The organism is Chromobacterium sp. S0633, from assembly GCF_024158805.1.
In the GTDB taxonomy this organism is placed as follows: domain Bacteria; phylum Pseudomonadota; class Gammaproteobacteria; order Burkholderiales; family Chromobacteriaceae; genus Chromobacterium.
The window spans coordinates 1-24373 of the sequence record NZ_JAMZGH010000055.1; the positions used below are offsets into that span (position 1 = coordinate 1).

The 24373-nt window shown below is 69.4% G+C and carries 6 protein-coding genes; 2 read left to right on the top strand and 4 right to left on the bottom strand.

What is annotated here, in order from left to right; translation table 11 throughout:
- The 4 genes from NK214_RS22285 to NK214_RS22300 all read right to left on the bottom strand — a co-directional run.
- Positions 1-1830: condensation domain-containing protein (locus tag NK214_RS22285; RefSeq protein WP_253315560.1), on the bottom strand; the 1830-nt coding region annotated here is incomplete at its 3' end.
- Between the two features lie 204 nt (positions 1831-2034).
- The gene (locus tag NK214_RS22290) at positions 2035-11580 is read right to left on the bottom strand and encodes a non-ribosomal peptide synthetase (RefSeq protein ID WP_253315561.1); all 9546 of its coding nucleotides are present in this window, start codon (positions 11578-11580) and stop codon (positions 2035-2037) included.
- Between the two features lie 205 nt (positions 11581-11785).
- On the bottom strand, positions 11786-12010 hold the full coding sequence (locus NK214_RS22295) for an MbtH family protein (RefSeq protein WP_107798774.1): 225 nt from the start codon (positions 12008-12010) through the stop codon (positions 11786-11788).
- Between the two features lie 229 nt (positions 12011-12239).
- Positions 12240-14957 carry an MHYT domain-containing protein gene (locus tag NK214_RS22300; RefSeq protein ID WP_235088356.1) on the bottom strand — a complete coding sequence of 906 codons (2718 nt, stop codon included), beginning with the start codon at positions 14955-14957 and terminating at the stop codon, positions 12240-12242.
- 447 nt (positions 14958-15404) lie between these two features.
- Here NK214_RS22300 and NK214_RS22305 point away from each other — a divergent pair, with 447 nt between their 5' ends.
- Together NK214_RS22305 and NK214_RS22310 are read left to right on the top strand one after the other, a co-directional pair.
- A complete protein-coding gene (locus tag NK214_RS22305; protein WP_253315562.1) occupies positions 15405-22577 on the top strand; it encodes a hypothetical protein in 7173 nt (2390 codons plus the stop codon).
- An 11-nt stretch (positions 22578-22588) separates the two neighbouring features.
- On the top strand, positions 22589-24373 hold a 1785-nt coding region (locus NK214_RS22310; RefSeq protein ID WP_253315563.1), incomplete at its 3' end, for a hypothetical protein.

Here is a 24373-nt window from a genome sequence, read left to right on the forward strand (position 1 = left end):
GATGGCGCGATGGCTGTTGACGGCGCCCTTGGGGCGGCCGGTGGAGCCGGAGGTGTAGATGACGTAGGCCGGATGCCGGTCGTCGCCGGGGAGCTCCAGCGGCGCATCGGACAGGGTCTGGTCCAGTTGGTCCAGGCACAGTGCGTGTTCGACCGGCAGGCCGGCCAGCAGCTCGGAGCGAGAAATGACCACGGCGGGCTGGGCGTCGGCCAGCATGAAGGCGATGCGTTCGGGCGGGTAGTCGAGATCAAGCGGCAGATAAGCGCCGCCGGCCTTGAGCACGGCGAGCAGGGCCACGACCAGATCGATGGAGCGGAGCAGCGCGACGGCGACCAGGGTTTCCGGGCCGACGCCGTCGGCGCGCAGGCGGCGGGCGAGGCGGTTGGCGCGCTGGTGCAGCTGGCGGTAGCTGAGGGCGGCCTCGTCGAAGCGCAGCGCCTCGGCGTCGGGGCTGAGCGCGGCCTGACGTTCCAGCAACTGGGTCAGGGTGGCGGCGGGCAGCGCGGCGTCGGTGCGGTTCCAGGCGGCCAGCGCGTCTTGTTGGGCCGGCGTGGCCGGCGGGATGCGGGCGAGCGGCAGCTCGGGCTGCTCGGCGATCAGGCGCAGCAGCTCCAGCAACTGCCGGGCGATGCCGTCGACGGCGTCGGCGGAGAAGAGGTCGGGCCGGTAGCCGAAGCGCAGCTCGAGTTCGGGTCCGGGAACGGCGCACAGGCTGAGCGGGTAGTGGGAGGTGTCCGCGCCGTCGCCGCCGAGCGGAATCAAGGCCAGGCCGTCGGCCACCTCGCCGTCGGCCGCGCCGGGCAGCGCCGGATAGCTTTCGAAAACCAGCAGAGTGTCGAACAGCTCCGTTCTTCCCGCCGCCTGCTGGATCTCGGCGAGGCTGAGGTGCTGATGCTCGATCAGCGCGGCCTGCTGGGCCTGCAGGCGTTGCAGCAGGGCGGCCAGGGTTTCCTCGGGCCGCAGCCGCAGACGCAGCGGGACGGTGTTGATCAGCAGGCCGACCATGCGCTCGACGCCGGGCAGCTCCGGCGGGCGTCCGGAGACGGTGACGCCGAAGACGACGTCGTCGGCGGCGCTGAGTCGGGCGAGCAGAATGGCCCAGGCCGCTTGCAGCAGGGTGTTGAGGGTGACGCCCAGTTGGCGGGCCCGCGCCTGCAGCGGGGCGGTTCCGGTTTGACGGGACAGGATCAGCTGGCGTTCCCCCGCGGCGGCGGCGCCCAGTTTGGCCGGCTCGTCCAGCGCGTCCAGGCTGGCGGCCCAGGCGCGGGCGGCGGCGGCCTTGTCCTGCTGTTGCAGCCAGGCCAGATAATCGCGGTAGGGCGCGGCCGGCGGCAGCGCGGCCGATTCTCCCTGGCGGTAGAGCGCGAACAGCTCGTCCATCAGGATGGGCATGGACCAGCCGTCGAACAGCAGGTGGTGGAAGCTCCACAGCAGTTGATGGCGTTCCGCGTCCAGCTTGACCAGGATGAAGCGCAGCAGCGGCGGCTTGCCCGGATCGAAGCGGCGGCGCAGATCCGCCTCCAGCAGCGCGTCCAGCGCAGCGGCGTCCCGGCCGGACAGATCTTCCTCGCGCCAATCCAGCTCGAACTCGCGGGGCACCACCTGACGCGGCTGCGCCAGCCCCTTGTAGACGAAGGCGGCGCGCAGATTGGGATGGCGTTGCAGCAGCGCCTCCGCCGCGCGCCTGAGCCGGCCGGCGTCCAGGACGCCGCGCAGCTCGAAGCGGTTGCGGACATGATAGGCGTCCACCTCGCGTTCGTCGTACAGCGCGTGAAACAGCAATCCTTGCTGCAATGGCGACAGCGGCAGGATTTCGGCGATCTTCGACATCGTGAACCTCGCAATGGGCGGCCGCCGTCGGCGGCCCCCGGAAAGTATTTGGAACAGGCTCTTAGAGCCTGTTCAAAGTCTCGCGAGCAAGGGCGAGACAAGGCGAAAACGAGCGAAAAAGCGGAATGTACACGTGGTACATGAGCATTTTGAGCTGGTTTTCAACGCCGTATCGCTGAAGCGCAGCAGACATTGAACAGGTTCTTAGAAGCCGGCTTCGATCAGGTCTATCTCCTCCTGCGACAGCCCGCCGGCCAGGGGGTGGTCGGACGGGGTGCTGCCGCCGGCGTCCGGCGCGCGGCCCAGCCTGGCCAAGGCGCGCAGCGCGTCGAACCAGTCCTCCGCCAGCTTCTCGATCTCCTGCCGGTCGAACAGGCGGCCGGCCCACAGCCAGGTGGCCACCAGTTCCGGGCCGTCCGGGCCGTCGTGGGTGGCGGCGTTGAGTTCGATGGCGTGGGTCTGCGGCGTCGAAGAATCGCTGTTTCCGTCCAGCCCGGCCGCTTCCGGCGCCGGCATCCAGTCGCCGCGGGCCGGCGTGGAGAAGCGCCCCAGATAGTTGAAGCCGAGTTGCGCCGGCGCCGCGCCGCTCAGTTGGGCGGCGGTCTCCGGATTGAGATAGCGCAGCAGGCCGTATCCCAGGCCCCGGTCCGGCAGCGCGCGCAGTTGCTCCTTGACCCGCTTCAGCGCCGCGCCCAGCACGGCGTCGTCGTCCAGGGCGGCCGCGGCCGACGCGCCGGGATCGAGGCAGACGGGGAACAGGCTGGTGAACCAGCCCACGGTGCGGGAGAGGTCGCAATGCTCGCCCAGCTCCTCGCGGCCGTGGCCTTCCAATTCCAGGCGCACCGCGGAGCCGCCGTCCCGTCCCCGGCCATGCCGCCAGCGCGCCACCGCCAGCGCGAAGCCGGTGAGCAGCACGTCGTTGATGCCGGCATGGAACAGCGCCGGCACCCGGGTCAGCAGATCGGCGGTCACGGCGGAAGGCAGCGCCACGCTCAGACGCCGGCTGGCGCCGGCCGTGTCCAGCGCAGGGTCCAGCGGGCAGGGCGATAGCGGCGGATCGGGCTGGTCTTGGATGGCCGCCCACATCGGCGCTTCGGCCACGCGGGCGGCGCGGACGGCGTCCTCGTTCAGCAGCAGCGCCCAGCGGCGGAAGGAAGTGGCCACCGGATCCAGCCGGATGGCTTGGCCGGCGCGGGCCTCGCGCCAGGCGGAGGCCAGGTCGGGCAGCAGGATGCGCCAGGAAACGCCGTCCACCGCCAGGTGATGGATGCCCAGCCACAGCCTGCCCGGCGCGTCCGGGCCGGCGTCCAGCCACAGCGCCCGCAACATGGCGCCGGCGGCGGGGTCCAGCTGCCGCGCCGCGGCGGCGATGTCGGCCGGCGGGATCTCCAGATGCGCGTCCGCCGCGATGCGGCGCAGGCAGTCCTGCGCCGAGGTCGAGCCGATCGGCGGCACGCTCAGGCCGTTGTCCGCGTCCAGCCGCATCCGCAGCGCGTCGTGTTTGTCCAGCAAGGCTTGCAGCGCCTGCAGCAGATGGGCTTGTTCCAATCCGGCGGGGGTTTGCAACAGCATGGATTGGTAGAAGCCGCTTTGCGGGCCGCCGCGCGCCAGCCACCAGCGGATGATGGGCGTCGCCGGCAGCGGGCCCTCCGCGGTGTCCTCGGCCGCGACGGCGACGACCGGCCGGGCGACGGCGGCCAGCGCCTCCACCCGAGGATGGAGGAAGACCTCGCGCGGGCTGAGCAGCAAGCCTTGCCGCCGCGCGCGGCTGACCAGCAGGATGGAGGCGATGCTGTCGCCGCCGAGATCGAAGAAACTGTCGTCCAGACCGACTTCGTCCAGGCCCAGCAGCTCGGCGTAGAGCCCGGCCAGGATGCGTTCGGCGTCGCTGCGCGGAGGCCGCCGCTCGCCAGCCTGGAAATCGGGCGCGGGCAGCGCGCGGTGGTCCAGCTTGCCGTTGGGGGTCAGCGGCAGCGCGTCCAGCGCGACGACGGCGGCCGGCACCATATAGTCGGGCAGCTGCGCCGCCAGGGCTTGTCTGAGCGCGGACGGGGCTATGTCGGCGCCGGGGTGGAGCGCAACATAGGCGAGCAGCTGGCGCGGCGCGCCGTCCGTCTCGCGCAGCACCGCCCGCGCCTGGGACACGGCCGGGTGTTCGCGCAGCCTGGCCTCGATTTCGCCGAGTTCGATGCGGAAGCCGCGCAGCTTGATTTGTTGATCGGCGCGGCCGAGGAATTCCAGCTGGCCGTCGGCGCGCCAGCGCGCCCGGTCGCCGCTGCGGTAGAGCCGGCTGCCGGCGGGGCCGAAGGGGTTGGCCACGAAGCGCTCGGCGCTGAGCGCCGGCTGATCCAGATAGCCGCGCGCCAGGCCGCTGCCGGCCAGGTAGAGTTCGCCGGGCGCGCCGACGGGCAGCGGGCGCAGCGCGGAATCGAGCACATAGGCGCGGGTATTGTCCATCGGCGCGCCTATCGGCAGCGGCGCAGCCAGTGGCTGATCGCGCGGCAGCGGGCAGCAGGTGGCGAAGGTGGTGGTCTCGGTGGGGCCGTAGACGTGGACCAGCTCCAGCTCCGGATGGCGCTCCCGCACCCGCTGGAAGGCGCGCAGCGAGGCGGCTTCGCCGCCGGTCCACAGCGTGCGCAGGCTGGCGAAGCAGTCCGGCCGCTCCTCGGCCAGCAGGTTGAACAGCGCGGTGGTCAGGAAGGCCGCGGTGACGCTTTCCCGCCGCAGGACGTCCGCCAGCGAGTCGATATCGTTGTCCCCCGGCGGCGCCAGCGTCGCCTGGCCGCCGTGCAGCAAGGGCGTCCACAGCTCGTAGGTGGAGGCGTCGAAGGCATGCGGAGAGTGCAGCAGCACCTTGCTCTGGGACGCGCCCTCCCAGCGGCGGTCCAGCGCCAGATCCCTGACGTTGGCGTGGCTGACGGCTATGCCCTTGGGCACGCCGGTGGAGCCGGAGGTGTACATCACATAGGCCAGCGCGTCGGGGGTCAGCTCCAGGCGGGGCGGGTGCTCGGCGCTGTCGGACGGACCGTCTATCCGCAGCACCGGCAGGCCCGGCGGCAGCATGGCCGGCGCCGGTGCCTCGTCGGCCAGCAGCAAAGCGGCGCGCGACTGGGTCAGGGTCCAGGCCCACCGCTCTTCCGGCTGGGCGGTGTGCAGCGGGATATAGCAGCCGCCGGCCTTGAGCACGCCGAGGATGGCCACCGGCAGCAGCGGGCCGCGCCGCAGCCACAGCGCCACCGGCGTTTCCACGGTCACGCCGGCCGCGCGCAAGCGGTGGGCCAGCGCGTTGGATTGCAGATCCAGCTGGCGGTAGCTCAGGCGAACGTCGCCGGCGCAGACCGCGACGGCGTCCGGCGTCAGCCGGGCCTGCCGGCGGAACAGCTCGGGCAGCGTCGCCGGCGCGGTGGCGCGAGTGGTGGCGTTCCAGCCGTCCAGCTGGCGGCTCTCGGCCTCGTCCAGCCAGCGCAGGCTGGCCAGCGGCCGCTCAAGATCGCCGGCCAGCGCCTGGAACAGGCGCGTCAGGCTGGCGAGAATGCGCTCGGCCGCGGCCGGCGGGAAGGCGTCGGCGCGGCAGCCCAGCCGGAGCTCCAGCCTTTCTCCCGGCACCACGCAGAGGCCCAGCGGGTAATGCGACACATCGCCGCCCAAACCGTCGACGGGGCGCACGCTCAGGCCGTCTCCGGCGCGGCTTTGGCGCAGCGCGTCGAGCTGCGGATAGTTTTCGAACACCATCAGCGTGTCGAACAACTCCTCCATGTCCGTCAGCTGCTGGATGTCGCCGAGTCCGAGATGCTGATGCTCCATCATTGCGGCCTGGCGCGATTGCAGATCGTCCAGCCAGCCGGCCAGCGTGGCCGACGGTTCCAGTTTCAGGCGCAGCGGCACGGTGTTGATCAGCAGGCCGGGCAGCCGCGCGATGTCTTCCAGCGGCGCGGTCCGTCCGGACACGGTGATGCCGAACAGCAGATCGTCGCGGCCGGTCAGGCGGGCCAGCAGCAGGCCCCACGCGGCCTGGGCCAGGGTGTTGAGGGTCAGCCCGCGACGCCGCGCCTGGGCGGACAGCGCGGCGCTGAGCTCCGCCGTCAGCGCGGCGGTGTGCAGATCCGGCCGCCGTTCCGCGGCGGGGAGGCCGGGCGCCACCAGGGTGGGCTCGTCCACGCCGCGCAGGTATTGGCCCCAGGCCTGGCGAGCGGCGGCCTGATCGCGGCCGGACAGCCAGAGCAGGTAATCGCGGTAGGCCGGCGCGGGCGGCAGCGCGGCCGATTCTCCCTGGCGGTAGAGCGCGAACAGTTCTTCCAGCAGCACGGGAAGGGACCAGCCGTCGAGCAAGAGGTGGTGGAAAGTCCAGAGCAGGCGGTGGCGCTCCGGCGCCAGCCGGATCAGGGTGAAGCGCAGCAGCGGCCCGCGGTCCGGCGGCATGCTCTCCCCATGATCGGCCGTCTGCATGTCTTCCAGCCGCGCGCGCGCCTCGTCGTCGCTGAGCGCCGACAAATCGGCTTCCCGCCACGGCGCGGCGCTGTCCAGGCTCAAGGCCTGCATCGGTTGCAGGGTGTCCTCGTGAATGAAGGAGGCCAGCAGATGCGGGTGGCGGCGCAGCAGGCCTTCGCCGGCGCGGCGCAGCGCGGCGCCGTCCAGCGCGCCGTCCAGCTCGATGCGCATCTGCACCACGTAGGGGTTGGCGGCGGAGTGGTCGTAGAGCGCGTGGAACAGCAGGCCTTGCTGCAGCGGCGTCAGCGGCAGCAATTCGGCGAGGCCGGGGCGGCGTCGGCTCAGGCGCTCGATTTCGGCCGGCTCCAGCCGCAGCAGCGGCGCGTCGGCGCGCGTGTCAACGGCCAGGGCCGAGGCCTCGGCCGCAACTTGGGCGAGGCCGCGGACGCTGGGGTGTTCGAATACCTGGCGCGGCGTCAGGCCCAAGCCCCGCTTGCGGGCCAGGCTCACCAGCTGGATGGAGCTGATGCTGTCGCCGCCGAGATGGAAGAAGCTGTCGTCCAGACCGACGCGCTCCAGGCCCAGGGTCTGGGCGAAGGCTTCGGCCAGTAGTTTTTCTTTTTCGGTGACCGGCTCGCGGTGCTCGGCCAGCGTCAGCTCCGGCGCCGGCAGGGCGCGACGGTCCAGCTTGCCGTTGGGGGTCAGCGGCAGCGCATCCAGCGGCACCCAGGCGGCGGGCGCCATGTAGTCGGGCAGACGGGCGGCCAGCGCGTCGCGCCAGCGCGCGACGTCGGCCTGGGCGCCGGCGGCGGGCACCGCGTAGGCGACCAGCCGGCGCTGCCCGGGCGCGTCCTCGCGGATCAGGACCACGGCCTGGGCGACGCCGGGCTGGTCCAGCAGCGCGGCTTCGATTTCGCCCAGCTCGATGCGCAGTCCGCGCAGCTTGACCTGATGGTCGAGGCGGCCCAGATAGTCCAGCGCGCCGTCCTCGCGGCGGACGACGCGGTCGCCGGTGCGGTAGAGCCGCTGTCCGGCGGCGAAGGGGTGGGCGACGAAGCGCTCGGCAGTCAGCGCCGGACGGCGCAGATAGCCGCGGGCCAGGCCGACGCCGCCCAGGTACAGCTCGCCGGGGATGCCGGGCGGCAGCGGCCGCAGCATGGCGTCGAGCACGAAGAGCTGGGTGTTCCAGATCGGGTGGCCGATGGGCACCGAGCGGCTGTCGCGCGTCGGATCGCAAGTCCAGGCGGTGACGTCGACGGCGGCCTCGGTGGGGCCGTAGAGATTATGCAGCGGGCAGGGCAGCGTCTGGGCGGCGCGGGCCAGCAGCGGCGCGGGCAAGGCTTCGCCGCTGCACAGCACGCGGCGCAGGCTGGCGCAGCCGGCGCTGGCGGGTTCCTGCAGGAAGGCGTCCAGCATGGACGGGACGAAATGCAGGGTGGTGACGCCGCGGCGGCGGATCAGCTCGGCCAGATAGACGGGATCGCGATGGCCGTCGGGCCGGGCCAGCAGCAGCGAGGCGCCGGCGAGCAGCGGCCAGAAGAACTCCCAGACCGAGACGTCGAAGCTGGACGGGGTTTTTTGTAGCACCACGTCGTCGTCGGCCAGCGGGTAGGCGTGCTGCATCCACAATAGGCGGTTGACGATGGCGCGATGGCTGTTGACGGCGCCCTTGGGGCGGCCGGTGGAGCCGGAGGTGTAGATGACGTAGGCCGGATGCCTGTCGTCGCCGGGGAGCTCCAGTGGCGCATCGGACAGGGTCTCGTCGAGTTGGTCCAGACACAGTGCGCGTTCGACCGGCAGGCCGGCCAGCAGCTCGGAGCGGGACAGGACCACGGCGGGCTGGGCGTCGGCCAGCATGAAGGCGATGCGTTCGGCCGGATAGTCGAGATCGAGCGGCAGATAAGCGCCGCCGGCCTTGAGCACGGCGAGCAGGGCCACGACCAGATCGATGGAGCGGGGCAGCGCGACGGCGACCAGGGTTTCCGGGCCGACGCCGTCGGCGCGCAGGCGGCGGGCGAGGCGGTTGGCGCGTTGGTGCAGCTGGCGGTAGCTGAGGGCGGCCTCGTCGAAGCGCAGCGCCTCGGCGTCGGGGCTGAGCGCGGCCTGGCGTTCCAGCAACTGGGTCAGGGTGGCGGCGGGTAGCGGGGCGTCGGTGCGGTTCCAGGCGGCGAGCGCGTTTTGTTGGGCCGGCGTGGCCGGCTGGATGCGGGCGAGCGGCAGCTCGGGCTGTTCGGCGATCAGGCGCAGCAGTTCCAGCAACTGCCGGGCGATGCCGTCGACGGCGTCGGCGGAGAAGAGGTCGGGCCGGTAGCCGAAGCGCAGCTCGAGCTCGGGTCCGGGGACGGCGCACAGGTTGAGCGGATAGTGCGAGGTGTCCACGCCCTGGCCGCCCAGATAGCCGATGGACAGCGCGTCGTCCACGCGGCGATCGTCATCGGCGATCGGATAGTTTTCAAAGACCAGCAGGGTGTCGAACAAATCGCCAAGGCCGGCCGCCTGCTGGATCTCGGCGAGGCTGAGGTGTTGATGCTCGATCAGCGCGGCCTGCTGGGCCTGCAAGCGTTGCAGCAGGGCGGTCAGGGTTTCCTCGGGCTGCAGCCGCAGGCGCAGCGGGACGGTGTTGATCAGCAGGCCGACCATGCGCTCGACGCCGGGGAGCTCCGGCGGGCGTCCGGAGACGGTGACGCCGAAAACGACGTCGTCTGAGGCGGAGAGGCGGGCGAGCAGAATGGCCCAGGCGGCTTGCAACAAGGTGTTGAGGGTGAGGCCTTGCCGGCGGGCCAGCCGTTCCAGCGCGGCGTAGACCGCCGGGGCCGCCGTCACATTGTGGTTGCGCGGCAGCTGCCGGCTTTTTTGCGCGTTGGGCGCCAGGCGCGCCGGCTGCTCCAGCCCGGCCAGATGCTTGATCCATTGGCGCTTGGCGGCGTCGCGGTCGCGGGTGTGCAGCCAGGCCAGGTAATCGCGGTAGGGAATGGCGGGCGGCAGCGCGTCGCCGCGGTAGAGGGCGAACAGTTCGCGCAGCAGCACCGGCACCGACCAGCCGTCGAACAGCAGGTGGTGGAAGCTCCACAGCAGCTGGTGGCGCTCCGCGTCCAGCTTGACCAAGGTAAAGCGCAGCAGCGGCGCGCGCGCCGGGTCCACGCCGGCGGCGTAGTCGTCCGCGCGCAGCCGTTCCAGGGCGCGCTGCTGTTCATCGGCCTGATGCGCGGACAGGTCCAGCTCGCGCCAGGGCGTCTCCACGCGCTCCAGCACGATTTGCGCCGGCTGCTCCAGCCCGTCCGCGGAGAAGGCGGCGCGCAGATGGTGATGGCGTTGCAGCAAGCCTTCGGCGGCAGCGCGCAGCTTGTCCGCGTCCAGCGGGCCGTCCAGCTGGAAGCCCATCTGTATCAGATAGACGTCGCTTTGACCTTCGTCGTACAGCAGGTGGAACAGCAGGCCCCGCTGCAGAGGCGACAGCGGCAGCACCGCGCTGACCGCCGGATAGCGGGCGCGGATGCTTTCCAGGTCCGCGGCGCTGGACGGCGGCAATTCACCCGCCGCCGCGTCGGCGTCCACCGGGCGGACCCGGAGCGCCAGACGCTCGATGCAGGGGTGGTCGAACACGTCCTGCGGGCTGAATTGCAGGCCGTGGGCGCGGGCGCGGCTGACCAGCAGAATGGCGCTGATGCTGTCGCCGCCCAGGTCGAAGAAACCCTGGCCCAGGCCCACCCTGGACAGCCCCAGCACTTCCGCGTACAGCTTGGCCAGCGTTTTCTCCAGCCAGTCCCGCGCCTCGCCGGCGTCGGCGTTTTCGAAATCCGGCGCGGGCAGCGCCTGTTTGTCCACCTTGCCGTTGGGGGTCAGCGGCAGGCGCTCCAGCGGCACCACCGCCGCCGGCACCATGTAATCCGGCAGTTGCTCGGCCAGCGCCGCGCGCAAGGCCGCGCCGTCGGCTTGCAGGCCGGCGCGGGAAACGACGTAGGCGATCAACTGCTTGATGCCGGGCAGGTCTTCGCGCAGGCGGACCACGGCCTGGCTCACGCCGGCTTGCTGGGTCAGCAGGTGTTCGATCTCGCCGGGCTCGATGCGGTAGCCGCGCAGCTTGAGCTGTTCGTCCGCCCGTCCCAGGTAGTCCAGCGCGCCGTCGGCGCGCAGCCGCGCCAGGTCGCCGCTGCGGTACAAGCGGCTGCCGGCGGGGCCGAAGGGATTGGCGACGAAGCGCTCGGCGCTCAGCGACGGCCGGCCCAGATAGCCGCGGGCCAGCCCGTCGCCGGCAAGATACAGCTCGCCCTCGACGCCCGGCGGCAGCGGCCGCAGGGCGTCGTCCAGCACGTAAGCCTGGACGCCGGGCAGCGGCGCGCCGATGTCGGCGGGTGCCTCGTCCCGCATCTGGCCGCTCATCGTCGCGCACACGGTGGCCTCGGTGGGGCCGTAGGCGTTAAGCATGGTCCGGCCGGCGGACCAGCGCCGCACCTGGGCCGCCGGGCAGGCCTCGCCGGCGACGATCAGGCCGCAATCCTGCGGGATGCCGCCGTCCGGCATGAGGGCCAGCGCGCTGGGAGGCAGGGTCAGATGGCTGATTTTCTGGCGGGCGAGCAAGTCCGCCAGCGCCGCGCCCGGCGTCAATTCCGCCGCCGGCGCGGTGACCAGACAGGCGCCGGAGAGCAAGGTCATGGCGACTTCGGAGAAGGCCGCGTCGAAACTGGAAGACGCGAATTGCAGCACGCGGGCGCCGGCGGCGATGCCGAAGCGGCGGCTCTGCGCGCGCGCCAGCGCGCCTATGCCGCGGTGAGTCACCGCCACGCCCTTGGGCTGGCCGGTGGAGCCCGAGGTGTAGATCAGGTACGCCAGCTGGTCCGGGAAATCGTGAAGCGGAAGCGCCTGATCCGGCTGCGCCTGCCATGTGGGCTGCTCGGTGTCCAGTTCCACCACCCGCGCCCAGTGGACCGGCAGTTGTTCGGTCAGCGCGGCCCGCGTCAGCAGCGCGGCCGGCATGGCGTCGTTGAGAATATAGGCCAGCCTTTCCCGCGGGTAATCGGGGTCCAGCGGCAGATAAGCGCCGCCGGCCTTGAAAATGGCCAGCATGGCGATGATTTGTTCGGGCGAGCGGTCCAGGCACAGCCCCACCGGCGTTTCGCGGTCTATGCCCAGTTCCCGCAGATAATGGGCCAGACGGTTGGCCTGATCGTCCAGCTCGCGGTAGCTGAGCGCGCGCGCGCCGTGTCGCAGCGCGATGGCGTCGGGATGGTCCGCCGCGCTTCGGGCGAACAGGGCGGCGAAGGTTTCAGCCGGGGCGGCCGCGGCGTGCGGATTGCGGGAGGGGAAAACGGCGTTGTCGTTCATATCGCACCTTGAATGGCTTGCGGAACAGGGCGTGAGGCCGCAACCTTCCGCGCATGCGCGGCCGGGCGGCGTTTTTTTCGGTGTGGAGCGGGATGGCGGGTAGGAGGCGCGGCGAACGCGCCGCCGCGAGATGGCGAGAGCGGCGCCGCGCTTTGTCCTGAAAGCGGGCGCGTCCCGGCATGGCCCCCTTGAGCCGGGGCGGGAATCAGCCGGTGGAGAGCAAGGCGTCCTGAGCGCGGGCCAGACTGGCGGGCCGCATGTCTATCCAGTTTTGTTCGATGTGGTCCAGACAGGACTGGCGGTCGGAGGGGCCGAAACAGGCTTGCCAACCCTCCGGAACCGGAGCGAACTCGGGCCAGAGCGAGTACTGGCCCTCATCGTTGACCAGGGCGAAAAAAACGCCTTCCTTATTGTCGAACGGGTTCGCCATGACACTTCTCCCTGTGGCTGTCTCATGAGGTTTGTCTGCGTCAATGTGCAGAAATATCTGAACAGCATATCAATACAAAATGAACATGTCATTAAATAAATATGGTTTTATCGCAATAAATGGACTATGGCGAGGCGGAGCGGGGCAGGGAGAAAAACGCGGAGGGGGCGGAATGCGCGTACGGCGCGAGGGGTTCGATGCCGCCGCCCTCGGCTGGGAGCGCCGGCGGCTAGCCGGCCATGCGCTTCATCACGCGTTCGATTTCATCTTGCAGCCGGATGACGTCTATGGGCTTGGTCATGAAGCCGTCCATGCCGGCGGCCATGGCCGCCTCGCGGTCCTCCTGAAACGCTCCAGCGGTCAAGGCGATAATGGGCGTGGCGCGCTTGTCGCTGTCGGGGTCCACCTGACGGATGAACTTGCAGGCGGTGATGCCGTCCATCACCGGCATCTGAATGTCCATCAAGATGAGGTCGATGTCGTGGTGCTGCCACGCGTTGATGACCTCTTTGCCATTGGACGCGGTATAGATGCGGTGCCCGTATTTTTTGAGCAGGATGGTGACGATGTCCAGATTGATCGCATCGTCATCGGCCACCAGGATGTTCAGGGGGGACGGCGGCTTGGGCATGAGCTCCGTCGCCGCAGGCTCCAGGCAGGACAGGGCGTCCGGCGGCGCCGGGCGCAAGGGGAGGTAAACCTGAAAGATGGAGCCTTTGTCCGGGGTGCTTTGCACCTCGATCCGCCCGCCCATTTTCTGGGCCAGCTGCAAGGCGATGGTGGTGCCCAGGCCGGTGCCGCCAAAGCGGCGGGTGGTGGAGGCGTCCGCCTGGGAAAAGGGTTCGAACAATTTGGCCAAGGTGTCCTTGCTCATGCCGATGCCGCTGTCGCGGATCAGGATGACCACGTTTTCTCCCGCGGACAGCACCGTCAGCCAAACCCCGCCCTGAGCGGTGAATTTGATGGCGTTGCCAACCAAGTTCATCAAGATTTGCCGCACCCGGAAAGCGTCGCCGATAAAGGCCTGCTGGATAATGGCCGGGTATTTCAGCTGCAAGCTGATGCCTTTTTTGCTGGCGCTCAGCCGCAGGATGTCGATCACGTGTTCCGCCACCTCGCGCAATGAAAAGGGCGCTTCCTCCAGCTCCAGGGCGTTTTGTTCGAGCTTCGCGGTGTCGAGGACATCGTTGAGCAGGCCCAGCAAGCTTTTGGCGGAGTGATTGACGGTTTTCAGCATGCTTTTTTGCTGAGCGTCCAGCTCGGTGTCTTGCAGCAAATCGGTGTAGCCGATGATGGCGTTCATCGGCGTTCTGATCTCATGGCTCATATTGGCCAGGAAAGCGCTTTTGGATTTGACCGCCGACAGCGCGCGATTCTTGGCCTCGATCAAGGCGAACTCCGCCGCCTTTTTCTCCGAAATATCCAGAATCACCCCGTCAATCAACAGCGGCGCGCCGGCGTCGTCGTAGACGCCGCGAGCGCTCTCCAACACCCAGCGCTCCTCCTCGTTCAGGCATAGCAAACGATATTCGAGAACATAGAGCTGCCGCTGCTCCAGGGCGGCGCGGATGGTTTCGCGCACCCTGTCCCGGTCCTCCGGATGGATGATGTCCAGCAGCTGGATGCGGCCGTCCAGAAAGGATTTGGCCGGCCAGCCGCAGAGCTTCTCGATGTCCTCGCTGATGAAGATGGTCTTCCAGGGTTCCAGGCAGTGGCTGCGAAAGGCGACGCCGGGAATGTTGTCTATCAGCGTGCGGAACTGCTTTTCACGGTCCTCCAGCTCTTGCTGGATGCGGTAGCGTTCGCTGATGTCGCCGATGAAACCGACGTAGATCACCTGATCGGGCAGCAACACCTTGCCTATCGATAGCCGGATGGGAAACTGGACGCCGTCTTTCCTGAGCGCCATCTCCTCGCGCTCCCTGCCGATCAGCTTCGCAATCTGAGTCTGCTTGTAGTCGGAGAGGAAACGGTCATGTTTGGAGTGATGCGGCTCCGGCATCAATAGCTTGATGTTCTTGCCCAGCAACTCGTCGACCTTCCAGCCAAACAAGCGCTCCACCGCCGGGTTGGCCGTCAAGATGCGGCCTTTTTCATCAATGGTGATGATGCCGTCCAGCGAGGTGTTGAAGGTGGCTTGCAGCTTCAATTCATTGCTTTGCGTTCTGAGGTACAAGGGGCGGTAACGCAGCAACACATTGCCGACGAAGACCATATTGCCAAGCAGGAGCACCGTGATGGCGATGGCGACGGCCAAGCCGGCGTTGTTGTCCAAGGCGTTGCGGAACGCCGGGTCCGGCGTGCCGATGAAGCGGGCGGCTTCCATGCCGAAATAATGCATGCCGGCAATGGCCACCCCCATTACCGCGCCGCTGAGCAGCGTCATCCACCCCTTGCCGATTTTTTTATTGTCCAGGCCAAAGCGTATCCACAGCGACAAGGTGCTCAGCAAAACGGCGAGCAGGATGGAAACGGAGAACCACAGCGGGTCGTAACGCAGCAGCGGCGTCATCCGCATGGCCGCCATGCCGGAATAATGCATGGTGCCGATGCCGCTCCCCACCAGCACTCCGCTGATCAGCAACTGCCTGCCGTCGATCTTGGGCTGAGACAGCAAGTGCAAGGCAATCAGCGAGGCGGCGACGGCGGGAAGCATGGACAAGAGAGTGGGCAGCAGCGCGTATTGGACCGTGCTGCAAACGCTGAAAGCCAGCATGCCGACAAAGTGCATGGCCCAGATGCCGCCGCCCATGGCGCAAGAACCGGTGGCGAGGGCGACCCGGCGCAGCCAGCGATCGCTGGCCTCGCGGGCCAGGCCGGCGATCTGCAGCGCCAGACAAGAGGTGAAAACGGCGACCAGCAAGGACAGCGCCACCAGCCACAGATTATATTGGGTCGGTAGAAATAAATAGGACTGGTAAGCGTCAATGAAAAACGAACTGAGCATGGACTCCCCATTTTCAATGGTTTCTTTACGCTATGCCAACTTAAGCGCCGGGACTCCTCTCAGGTATAGACAATGGCGGCCGCGTCGGCGGGCTTGGGCAAACGGCGTCTGTCGTAGCGCTCATGCGCCGTATCTGCCGGCCTGTGGTGGAAGGAGGGCGGGAGCAACCGCGTGCCCCCAGCCGCATCGGCAGGTACGCCGCGCATGTGGCCAGGCGCTCATGCCGCGGTGAAGGGGCGGGTCGGTCGATGGCCCGCAGGCGGGCGGAAGCCGTCAATTACCGCCGGGTTTGTTGACGCATTCAATCAGCCAAAAGGCTTTCCATAAACCATATCCTATTGAATTTACAAACTTAATGGAATATCCGCTGACAGTGGCCTATGCTTTCCTGATCAGTCTCTAGCGCCCCGCCGACGCGTTGACTCCTTTTCAAGAAAGGGAGCTCTGATGGTTACCGAACTTGCGCTCGTGGATTTGTTCCGTCCCTATCTGCTCAAGGGCGAGAACACGGATTGGCATGCCGTGCTGTCCGTCCTGTATGTCGAGAGTTTCGAGACGGCGTTTGGCGTGGAAGGCACGGTCATCCGCGGCGTGGCGCGCTTCTCCGGCGATGTCGAGATCAGCTTCGATCCGTCCAGCGGCACGCTGCGCGCAGAGGCGTCCAATACCGAAGGGCACCCGCGCAGCCAGCCCGGCCGGCGCGACCCCTGGTTCGACATCACCGACACCCACGTCGAGTTCGCCCTGTCGGTGCCGCGCGCGGCGGGCGCCATCATCGCCAACGGCGTGGGCGGCATTCCCGGCGGCGACGCGGGTTTCGCGCCGGTGCGCGCCGTGCTCAACGCCTGGGACCCGATTCCCGGCGACGCGCCGCCCTCGGACTATCCCGGCACCGGCTTCACGCTGGACCTGGTGCTGGCCGGCATCGTGCTGCGGCCTCCCTTCCTCAAGCCGGCCAAGATGGAGAGCGACGGCCTGCTGGTGCCGGACGCCTCGCGCAGCGACGTCTTCTTCACCCTGCCCAAGATCAAGCTGCGCCTGTCGCAAGGCAGCGACGCCGCCGCGGCGCTGAACGTGTCCATCGCCTCGCTGGGCGTCACCGGCATAGACGATCCCGGCGACATCGGCGCCGCGCAGCTGATCACGATGACGCCGCCCTATGCCTTCGTCGGCGACGGGCAGGTGGTGGGCTTCGGATTCCGCTCCGCCACGCTGGACCTGGCCGACGGCTACACGCCGCCGGAGGTGCTGGACCAGTTTGGCTTCGACGAGAGCTGGACCGGGCTTTATCTGCCGGAGATCCGCCTGTTCGTGGCCCCCAACGGCATGCAGGACTTCGCCGTGGACGCCGGGGTGCGCAACTTCCTGATCGGCTTCGGCCAATCCAGCGGCGTGACCGGCGATTTCGAGCTGATGGTGATCAACCAGGGCGCAGGCCAGCTCAATGTGTCGGCGCGCTTTTTCACGCCGGACGGCGCCGCCATCGGCATCCGCCGCACCGGCGAGCACACCGCCGAGGCGTCCTTGCCCGCGCACACGCGCATGGTGATCGACATCACGGGGGGCCGCGCGCCCTATGTCGGGCAGGCGAGCTTCGGCGGCGGCGCGCATAACGGTCTGGTGCACGACATCGATCTGTCCGGCGCCGCCGACATGAGCATAGGCGTCACCGCCACCGACGCGTCCAATCCGCAGAAAAGCGCCACCCTCACCATCACCGCGCGGCGGGAGCAGGCCGCGCAGAGCCTGCCCGCGCCCGGCGCCGCGCCCGGCCAGCCGGCCACGGTGCGCACCACCTCCATCACGCTGGAAGGGCAGCCGCAGACCACGCCCGAGCTGCTGCTCGTCCGTCAGGACGCGAGCTCCGTCACCGTCAGCCTCAACCCGGCCAATCCGGCCACGGCCTGGACCGTGGACGGCGCGGCGCAGAGCCCCGGCGCCACGGTGACGATCCCGGTGTCCGCCGGGCAAACCCGGGCGATACGCGCGGAGCTGAGCAGCGGCTCCGTGACCGGCATCACCTGCTACTACCGCTTCGATCACCCCAATGACAGCGATCCGGCCGACTACGCGCTGATCCCCGACAACACCAACAGCTCGCCGGCGGTGGACCCGAGCGGCAGCGCCGTCTGGACGCCGCCGGCGACGCCGTTCATGCAGCAGTACCGCGCGGCGCTCAAACGCATTTCCGCCGCCGCGCTGACGCTGACCGGCGTGGCCAGCTTCGAAGGCAATGTGGCCAAGGCCAAGTACAACTACCTGCTCTCGCGCCGCCGCGCGCGGGCGCTGCAGCAGATCCTGAGCGCGGAAGCGGCCAATCCGGACGCCAATCTGCGCATCCCCAGCTTTACGCTGACGCTGGACCCGCCCGACATCGGCGCGGCGGAACCGCCGCCGGCCTGGACCGCGGACTGGCAGACGCATTCCGGCGCGCGCAATCTGTGGTGGAAGGCGAGCATCGGCGGCTTCGGGCCCATCGCCTTGCCGGGCACCGTCACCCAGGGCGACACCACGCGGCCGGCGGCCCCGCCGCCGCCGCCGCCCACCATCCCCACGCGGGATCCCGCGCCCGCCACGCCGCCGCCGCCGGACTGGTTCCGCTCCGCCGCGCTCAAGGTGCGCATCGTGCGCGATCAGTTCGTCGCCATTGAATTGAGCGGGTCGATCGATTTTGAAACCGCGGCCGAACAGCGGCTGCGCAACGGCGGCGTCGCCCAGGGCGACATCCCCACCTTCCAGGGCCTGGGCAGCCAGAACCCGTCGGACGGCATCGTCAATTACCAGATCCTCTACCAGCGCGATCCGGCCAGCCAGACCGACGAGGTCAAGCTCTACCTGGGCGCCGATCCCAACGACCGCGACGGCTTGGTGATGACGGGGCAGCTGGCCGGCCAGCCGCTGCAAGCCCCCAGCACCGGCCGCAACGTGCTGGGCATGACCACGGTGTTCACGCCGCTGCTGGCCGCCACCGCGCCCGCCAATCCGGCCGACGGCGACGTCGGCGCCCTGGTGCTGACCGGGGCCGCGCTCGCGCTGCCCATCACGCTGGCGGAGCTGGGTCTGTTCAATGTGGAGCGCGTGGTGTTGTACGGCGGCGAGTTGCATGTGACGACGCGAGCGGGGCAGTGGGTTTCCACGCTGCTGTTCGACGTGGAAACGGCGGTGTCGGCCAATGTCTCCATCGGCGGCTTCCAGCTGCTGGAGATTCCGCGCAACAAGCCGCTGGCGGTGCGCTACAAGGCGATAGGCCTGCAGATGGGCTATCCGCCGGGCTCGGCCAACCGCTTCCAGCTGCGGCCGATGTTCGATTCGTCCAAGGGCTATTCCATCGACCTGTCGGGGCCGGGCGCGGTGCGCGTGCCGGACCCGCTGGGCCAGATCATCCAGGTGTTGGGCGCGCGCATCGCGCGGACCAACCCGCTGACCTTCGAAGTGGACCTCGGTTTCGCGGTCAACCTGGGCGTGATCACCATAGAGCGCGCGCGGGTGCGCATTCCCGTGGACCCGGCGGGTCCGCCGGAGTTGACCGCCTTCGCCGCCAGCCTGAAGGTGCCGGGCACCATAGAAGGGCGCGGCTATATGGAGATCAACGCCAACCCGTTCGAGATCAAGGGGCAGATCGACGTATCGCTGGTGCCCATCAAGCTGCGGCTGGCGGCGGGCATCGCGGTGTCCGACATCCCGGCGGCCCTGGGCGGGCCGGCCACGGCGGTGGCGATCTCGCTGGAACTGGAGCTGCCGGTGGCGATACCGCTGGCGCAGTCCGGCTTCGGCATTTACGGCTTCCTCGGCCTGTTCGCCATGCACTACACCCGCAACGAGGACGGCATCACCTCGCTGACGCCCGCGCTGACCTGGCTCAAGGACCGGGCTCAGGGCAATCCGACCAACCTTCAGGCGTGGAAGCCGCAGATAGACCATTGGGCCTTCGGCGTGGGCGCCATCCTGGGCACGATGGAAGGCGGCATCATCTTCAACGTCAAGGGGATGGTCCTGCTGGAATTGCCGGGGCCGCGCCTGCTGCTGGTGGTCAAGGCCAATCTGCTGGCCAAGCTGCCGGACCTCAAGGACAAAACCGCCGAAGGCACCTTCCTGTGCGTGATCGATCTCGACTTCGGCCGCGGCACGCTGACCATCGGGCTGTCCATCGATTTCAAGATCACCCCCATCGTGCAGATCACCATCCCGATCGAGGCGTATTTCAACCTCAATCACGGCGGCGACTGGCACGTCTACCTGGGCACCTTCCCGGGCAGCGACAGCATGAACCGTCCGCTGCCGGGCCCCATCCACGCCAACATCCTCAAGGTGTTCGACGGCCAGGGCTATGTGATGGTGTCCGGGCACGGCATCCCGGCGTACAAGGGCTTGTCGGCGGTATCGGGCGTGGGTTTGGCCGTGGGCCTGGAGGTGTCCATCACCTGGGGCAACACCTCGATCAACCTTTATCTGCGCGCCACCGCCGGTTTCAACGCGGTGCTCGGCTTCGACCCGTTCTACGTGGGCGGCCTGCTCTACGTCCGCGGGGACTTGCACCTGTTCATCATCAGCATCAGCGCGTCGGCGGATCTGACGGTGCAGATCGGCACCAAGTCCGACGGCTCGCAGATCTCGCGGATAGACGGCGAGATCTGCGGCGAGATCGATCTGTTCTTCTTCAGCATCAAGGGCTGCGTCGATTTCCACATCGGCGAGCAAAACCCCATCATCCCGGCCGCGCCAGAGCTGGTCCGGGCGGTGAGCCTGGTCAGCCGTTCGCCCGCGCTGGTGGTGGGCACCGGGGTGGACCGCGGCATTGATTCGAAAATCGGCGACGCGCTGCGCGGCGCGGCGCAGCCGGCCGCCAACAATCCGGCCTTGCCGGTGGTGCCCATAGACGCCATTCCGGTGATCACGATGTCGGCCACCCCGGTGGACGACGCGCTGACGATTCTGGGCCAGACGCCGGGCGGATCGCCCGGCGCGCCGGCCGACGGCTTCGTCAAGCGCGGCGACTACGCCTACCGTTACGACGTGACCGCCGTGGAGCTGACGCGCGCCGACGGCGGCGTCGCGATCGGCCCGGGGCCGACGCCGTCGACCTGGTGGACGCTGAACGACCCCACCGAAGGCAATCTCGTCGCCAATCTGTCCCTGCTGAACTGGGTGCCCAATCCCACGCCCAAGGCGCTGGAGCGCAGCCAGTTCCTGGAAGAAAACATCACCGAACGCTGGGGCACCGTCTGCCATGACGCCGCGCCCGCCGCCGCCGTGCTCTGGACCTTCGAGCACGAGCCCAGCGGCCCGTCGGAAACCGGCTGGCAGGTGGACGGCATCGCCTGGCCGGACCCGGACAAGACCAAGCGCTCGGAAGCGCCGGACCTGGAGCTGGAGGTGAGCGAACGCTGGCGCACCGGCCAGCGCCAGCTGGACCGCCAGCGCGGCATCGTGCCGGCCGTCATCGCGGGCACGCAAGTGCCGTGCCGCCAGAAGCCCGGACTGCCGTCCTCCACCGTGCCCGCGGGCGTCGCCGCGCCGCTCAATCTGTCGGGTTTCGCCAGCCGTCTCGCCGTTGGGCGCGCGGTGCTGGAAGCCGCCACCGCGCCGTCCATCGCGCTGCGCCGGACCGACCGCATCGACGTCGCCCCGGTCGCGTTTGCCGACACCGTGCGCCAGCTGGCGAGCAGCACCGTCATCAACCGCGCGGCGCTGACGCAGATCAGCGCCGGCCTGGCCACGCTGGCGCCGCCGGCCGCCGCGCCGGGCGCCGCCACCGTGCCGCCGCGCCGCTGCGACAGCCGTCTGCTGGCGTCTCCGCTGTACGACATCGGCCTGCCGGTGGTGTTCGGCGACAAGCGCCGCGCGGGGGAGGTGGCCGCGCAACTGGAGCAGGCCGGCTTCAAGCAAGGCCCGCTGGACGATGTGATCGTGGTGAGCTGCGGCGCCATCGTCGACGGCCGCATCCTGTTGCTGACCCGGCGCGAACTGCCGCCCAACCCCACGCCGGCGCGCGGCCTGGTGCTGCGTCTGTTGGACGTGAACGGCGCCGAGATCGGCCGCCGCGTGGTGAGCAACGCCGACGCGCTTGGCCTGCTCGGCCTGCCGCCGCGCTGGACGGACGCCAACGGGCCGTGGGTGGACCCGGTGTCCCACGTGGTGCTGCAATCCCAGCTGATGCAGGCGCAGGGCTATGTGCCGTATCTGATCCACCTGGACAAGGCGGAGAAGCTGGACCGCATCGAGATCGGCGTGCCGCACGCGAAGGACCCGGCCGCGGCCAAGAAACGCGAGGTGAGCGGGCGGCCGTACTATGTGGCCGCGCTGGAGTTCACCCGCTGGGCAGAGGCCGCGCGCGAAGACTGGGATCAACGCCAGACCCAGCGCAACCGCGGCGTGCTGGAGCAATTGCTGGGCGCCGCCAGCGGCGACGTGGCCTTGCTGGCGCCGGACGAACTGTACCACCTGCGCACCACGGTCCATATCCGCGCCCGCGACAAAGCCGGCAACGAAACCGACGGCGGCGCGCAGACGCAGGACTTCTGGTTCCGCACCGACGCCAACAGCCCCAAATCGCTGGAACCGTGGATGCTGTGCACGCTGCCGGCCGCCGGGGAAGCGCATTATTTTGGCGAGGAACACGTGCGCCTGGTGTTCGGGACCAACGATGTGGACAAATTGTGGGGGGCTTACGGCAAGGAGTTGCGCGTGCGCCTGAAGGCCGCCTCGTTCGCCCAGGTGAACGTGCCGGGCATCGAGCATCCTGTGCCCATCGTCCATCCCGCCGGGGGCGGCGCCGGCATCCAGCCCAAGCTGGGCGATGTGAAGGCGAGCGTGATGTCGCCGTTCGAAGGCGCGCTGGTGGACAAGCTGGCCGAGTTCGGGCCGTGCATCCCGGTCGATGTCGACCGCTCGCGCCACAGCGAGCTGACCCTCCCGATCCCGCTCGAACCCTACACCGACTACGTGCTGGACATCGAAGCCGTGCCCATGGGCGCGCCCAAGAACGCCGTGGGCGAGCGCGTGCTGCGGCGGCATTTCTCAACCGGCGCCTTCGCCACCTTCGACGCGTTCGCCACCGCCTTCCAGGGCGTGCTGACCGAGCACCGTTACGCGCCGACGGGGGCCATGCAGGGCATTTTCGCCACCGCCGCCTTCGCCAGCCGGGACCCGCAGGGGCCGGAGCTGGATCAGGCGATGATGGCCGCCGGGCTGGAGCCGATGCCGGTGCCCAAGGACCCGCGCGTCGTCGTGTTCTGGGAACAGGCCAACCCCGCGGCCACGCCGCAGCCGGTGGCGGTGATGATAGACGCCCCCGAGCCCATGCGCCGCACCCGCCCGCTGCCCAGCGAGGAACCCAGCGGCGACACGCCGCCCAGCAAACGCTGGCAGATGACCGAGCAAGTCTGGCTGGATCTGACCCCGGCGGCCGGCAATGCGGTCGGCGTGAGCCAGACGCTGTGGGCGCCGGGCAATCAGCGCGCGCTGATCCGCCTGGGCGCGGGCGCGCGCGGTCAGCGGCTGCGCCTGGCGCTGGAGCGCAAGGTCTTCAAGGCGGCTTATCTCGATGGCGCGGGCGCCGCGCCCACCGATTTTGTGATCGTCGACGAACCGCTGGCGCATGCGCCGTGGGAAGAGTTCTGAGGAGCCCCGAGATGGCGACCCGTATCTACGACCCCGCGATCCTGAACGCGCAAGGCGCCCTGGTGGATTTCACCGCCCTCCTGCGCCAGCGCGGCGGAGTCAACCCCAATATCGGCGCGGCGACCATGGTGCCGCCCAAACGGCGCGCGCTGCTGCTGCGCTGGCAGACCAGCCCCGCGGCCGGGCTGCCCAGCGAGCCCTTCAAGGTTTGGCGCCGTCCGGCCACGCCGCTGGGCCAGCCGCATCCGGTGGGCTATGAAGAACTGGCCTTGCCGCCGCTGTTCCGCATCATTCAGTTCGACGCGCCGCTGGCTTCGGCGCGGCTGACCGTGCATTCCAGCGCCGGCGGCATGCTCAGCGTGGCCGTGCTGGCCGGACCGCCGGTGCTGGAGGCCATCGTGGCCGTGCAGTCCCGCACCCTGGCCGCGGGCGGCAGCGACACCCTGGAGTTTCAGGCGCCGCTGATCACCGGGCTGATGCTGGTCAACGTCTCCAGCTACGACGCGCCCACCGGGCTCAACGCCGACGAACTGGAAAAAGTGGAAGGCTGGCAGCTGGTGGAAACAGTGGGGCTGCCGGTGGCGGAGGCGGACTGGGCGGGGCTGGGCCAGCGCCACGGCGTCAAACAGGGCAGGGTGGGCGCGGAAATGCCGGCGCCGGACGCGGCGGTGGACCGCTACCAGCGCGGCGTCAATCCGCTGGGCTGGTGGCCGGCGTTTCCGGACGCCGCGCCGGCGCCGATGTGGCAATTGCCGGACCCGGCCAAGCTGGTGGACGAGAGCGCCATCGAACTGCTGCCCATGCTGCATGACGTGGCCTCGCTGCCGCCCAATCAGCAGGCGGCCAAACGCTTCACCTTCACCATCGATCCGCCGCAGAACCCGGCTGGCGAAACCATGCCCGCCACGGACCCGGGCAAGGCCGATCTGTCGCCGGTGGGACTGTTGGCGATGGCGGCGTCGACCGATCCGCTGCTGGCCGTGACGCTGGGCTACGGCACCGGCTACGCGGACGAGGACATTCCGCCCATCAACTTCGCCAGCAGCCAGCTGTTTGGCGACGCCAGCCGCAGCGATTGGGACTGGCTGATCACCGGCCTGTGGGACAAGGGGCTGGACGGGGCGTCGGGGCCGGTGGAGTTCGCCGCGCTGGTGCCGCGTCCGGGCCTGGCCTTGCCTGCGCCCACGCCGGCGGATTTCGCGGTGGACTTCCAGGCCAATCTGCGGCCGTCTCAGGCGGACCGGGACTGGCTGGCGTCGATCCGGGCGAGCTGGGAGCGCTTTCCCTTGAACCAGCTGAGCGCGGTGGCCAGCTACGCCGCGGCGCGGCGCCGCAACGGCGCGCCCGGCGCGGCCGAGGCGCTGCTGCAAAAGCACGCGCAGGCCGGCGGCCATCGCCCCATCGGCAGCGCGCGCAACGACCGCGACCCGGAGCCGACGCGCCAGAGCGCCACCGACGGCGCGCTCGCCGTCCCCAATGATCCGGGCAGCGTGGCCATGACGTATGCGGCGGCCACCCAGAATATTTTCGGCATCTGGAGCCCCTGGGCGGCGGCGGCCATCACCGTGGGCCAGCCGGACCTCTCGCCGGTGCAGTTCCTGTCCGCCGATCTGCGCGCGACGGACCCGGGCAGCGGCAGCGTCTGCGCGGCGTCCCTGGTGTGCGAGATATCGGTGGACTGGCGCGTGCGCACCCCGTCGCGCATCGATCTGCGCGGCCGCCTGTTCGCCGCGGCCACGCGCAGCAGCGCTCCGCCGGCCGCGCCCGCGCCGGCGGGGCTGCAAAAATCGCTGGGC

Bases quoted from the DNA above. Each gene is read 5' to 3' on its own strand.
- NK214_RS22290 (WP_253315561.1), bottom strand. From the start codon at position 11,580: ATGAACGACAACGCCGTTTTCCCCTCCCGCAATCCGCACGCCGCGGCC.
- NK214_RS22295 (WP_107798774.1), bottom strand. From the start codon at position 12,010: ATGGCGAACCCGTTCGACAATAAGGAAGGCGTTTTTTTCGCCCTGGTC.
- NK214_RS22300 (WP_235088356.1), bottom strand. From the start codon at position 14,957: ATGCTCAGTTCGTTTTTCATTGACGCTTACCAGTCCTATTTATTTCTA.
- NK214_RS22305 (WP_253315562.1), top strand. From the start codon at position 15,405: ATGGTTACCGAACTTGCGCTCGTGGATTTGTTCCGTCCCTATCTGCTC.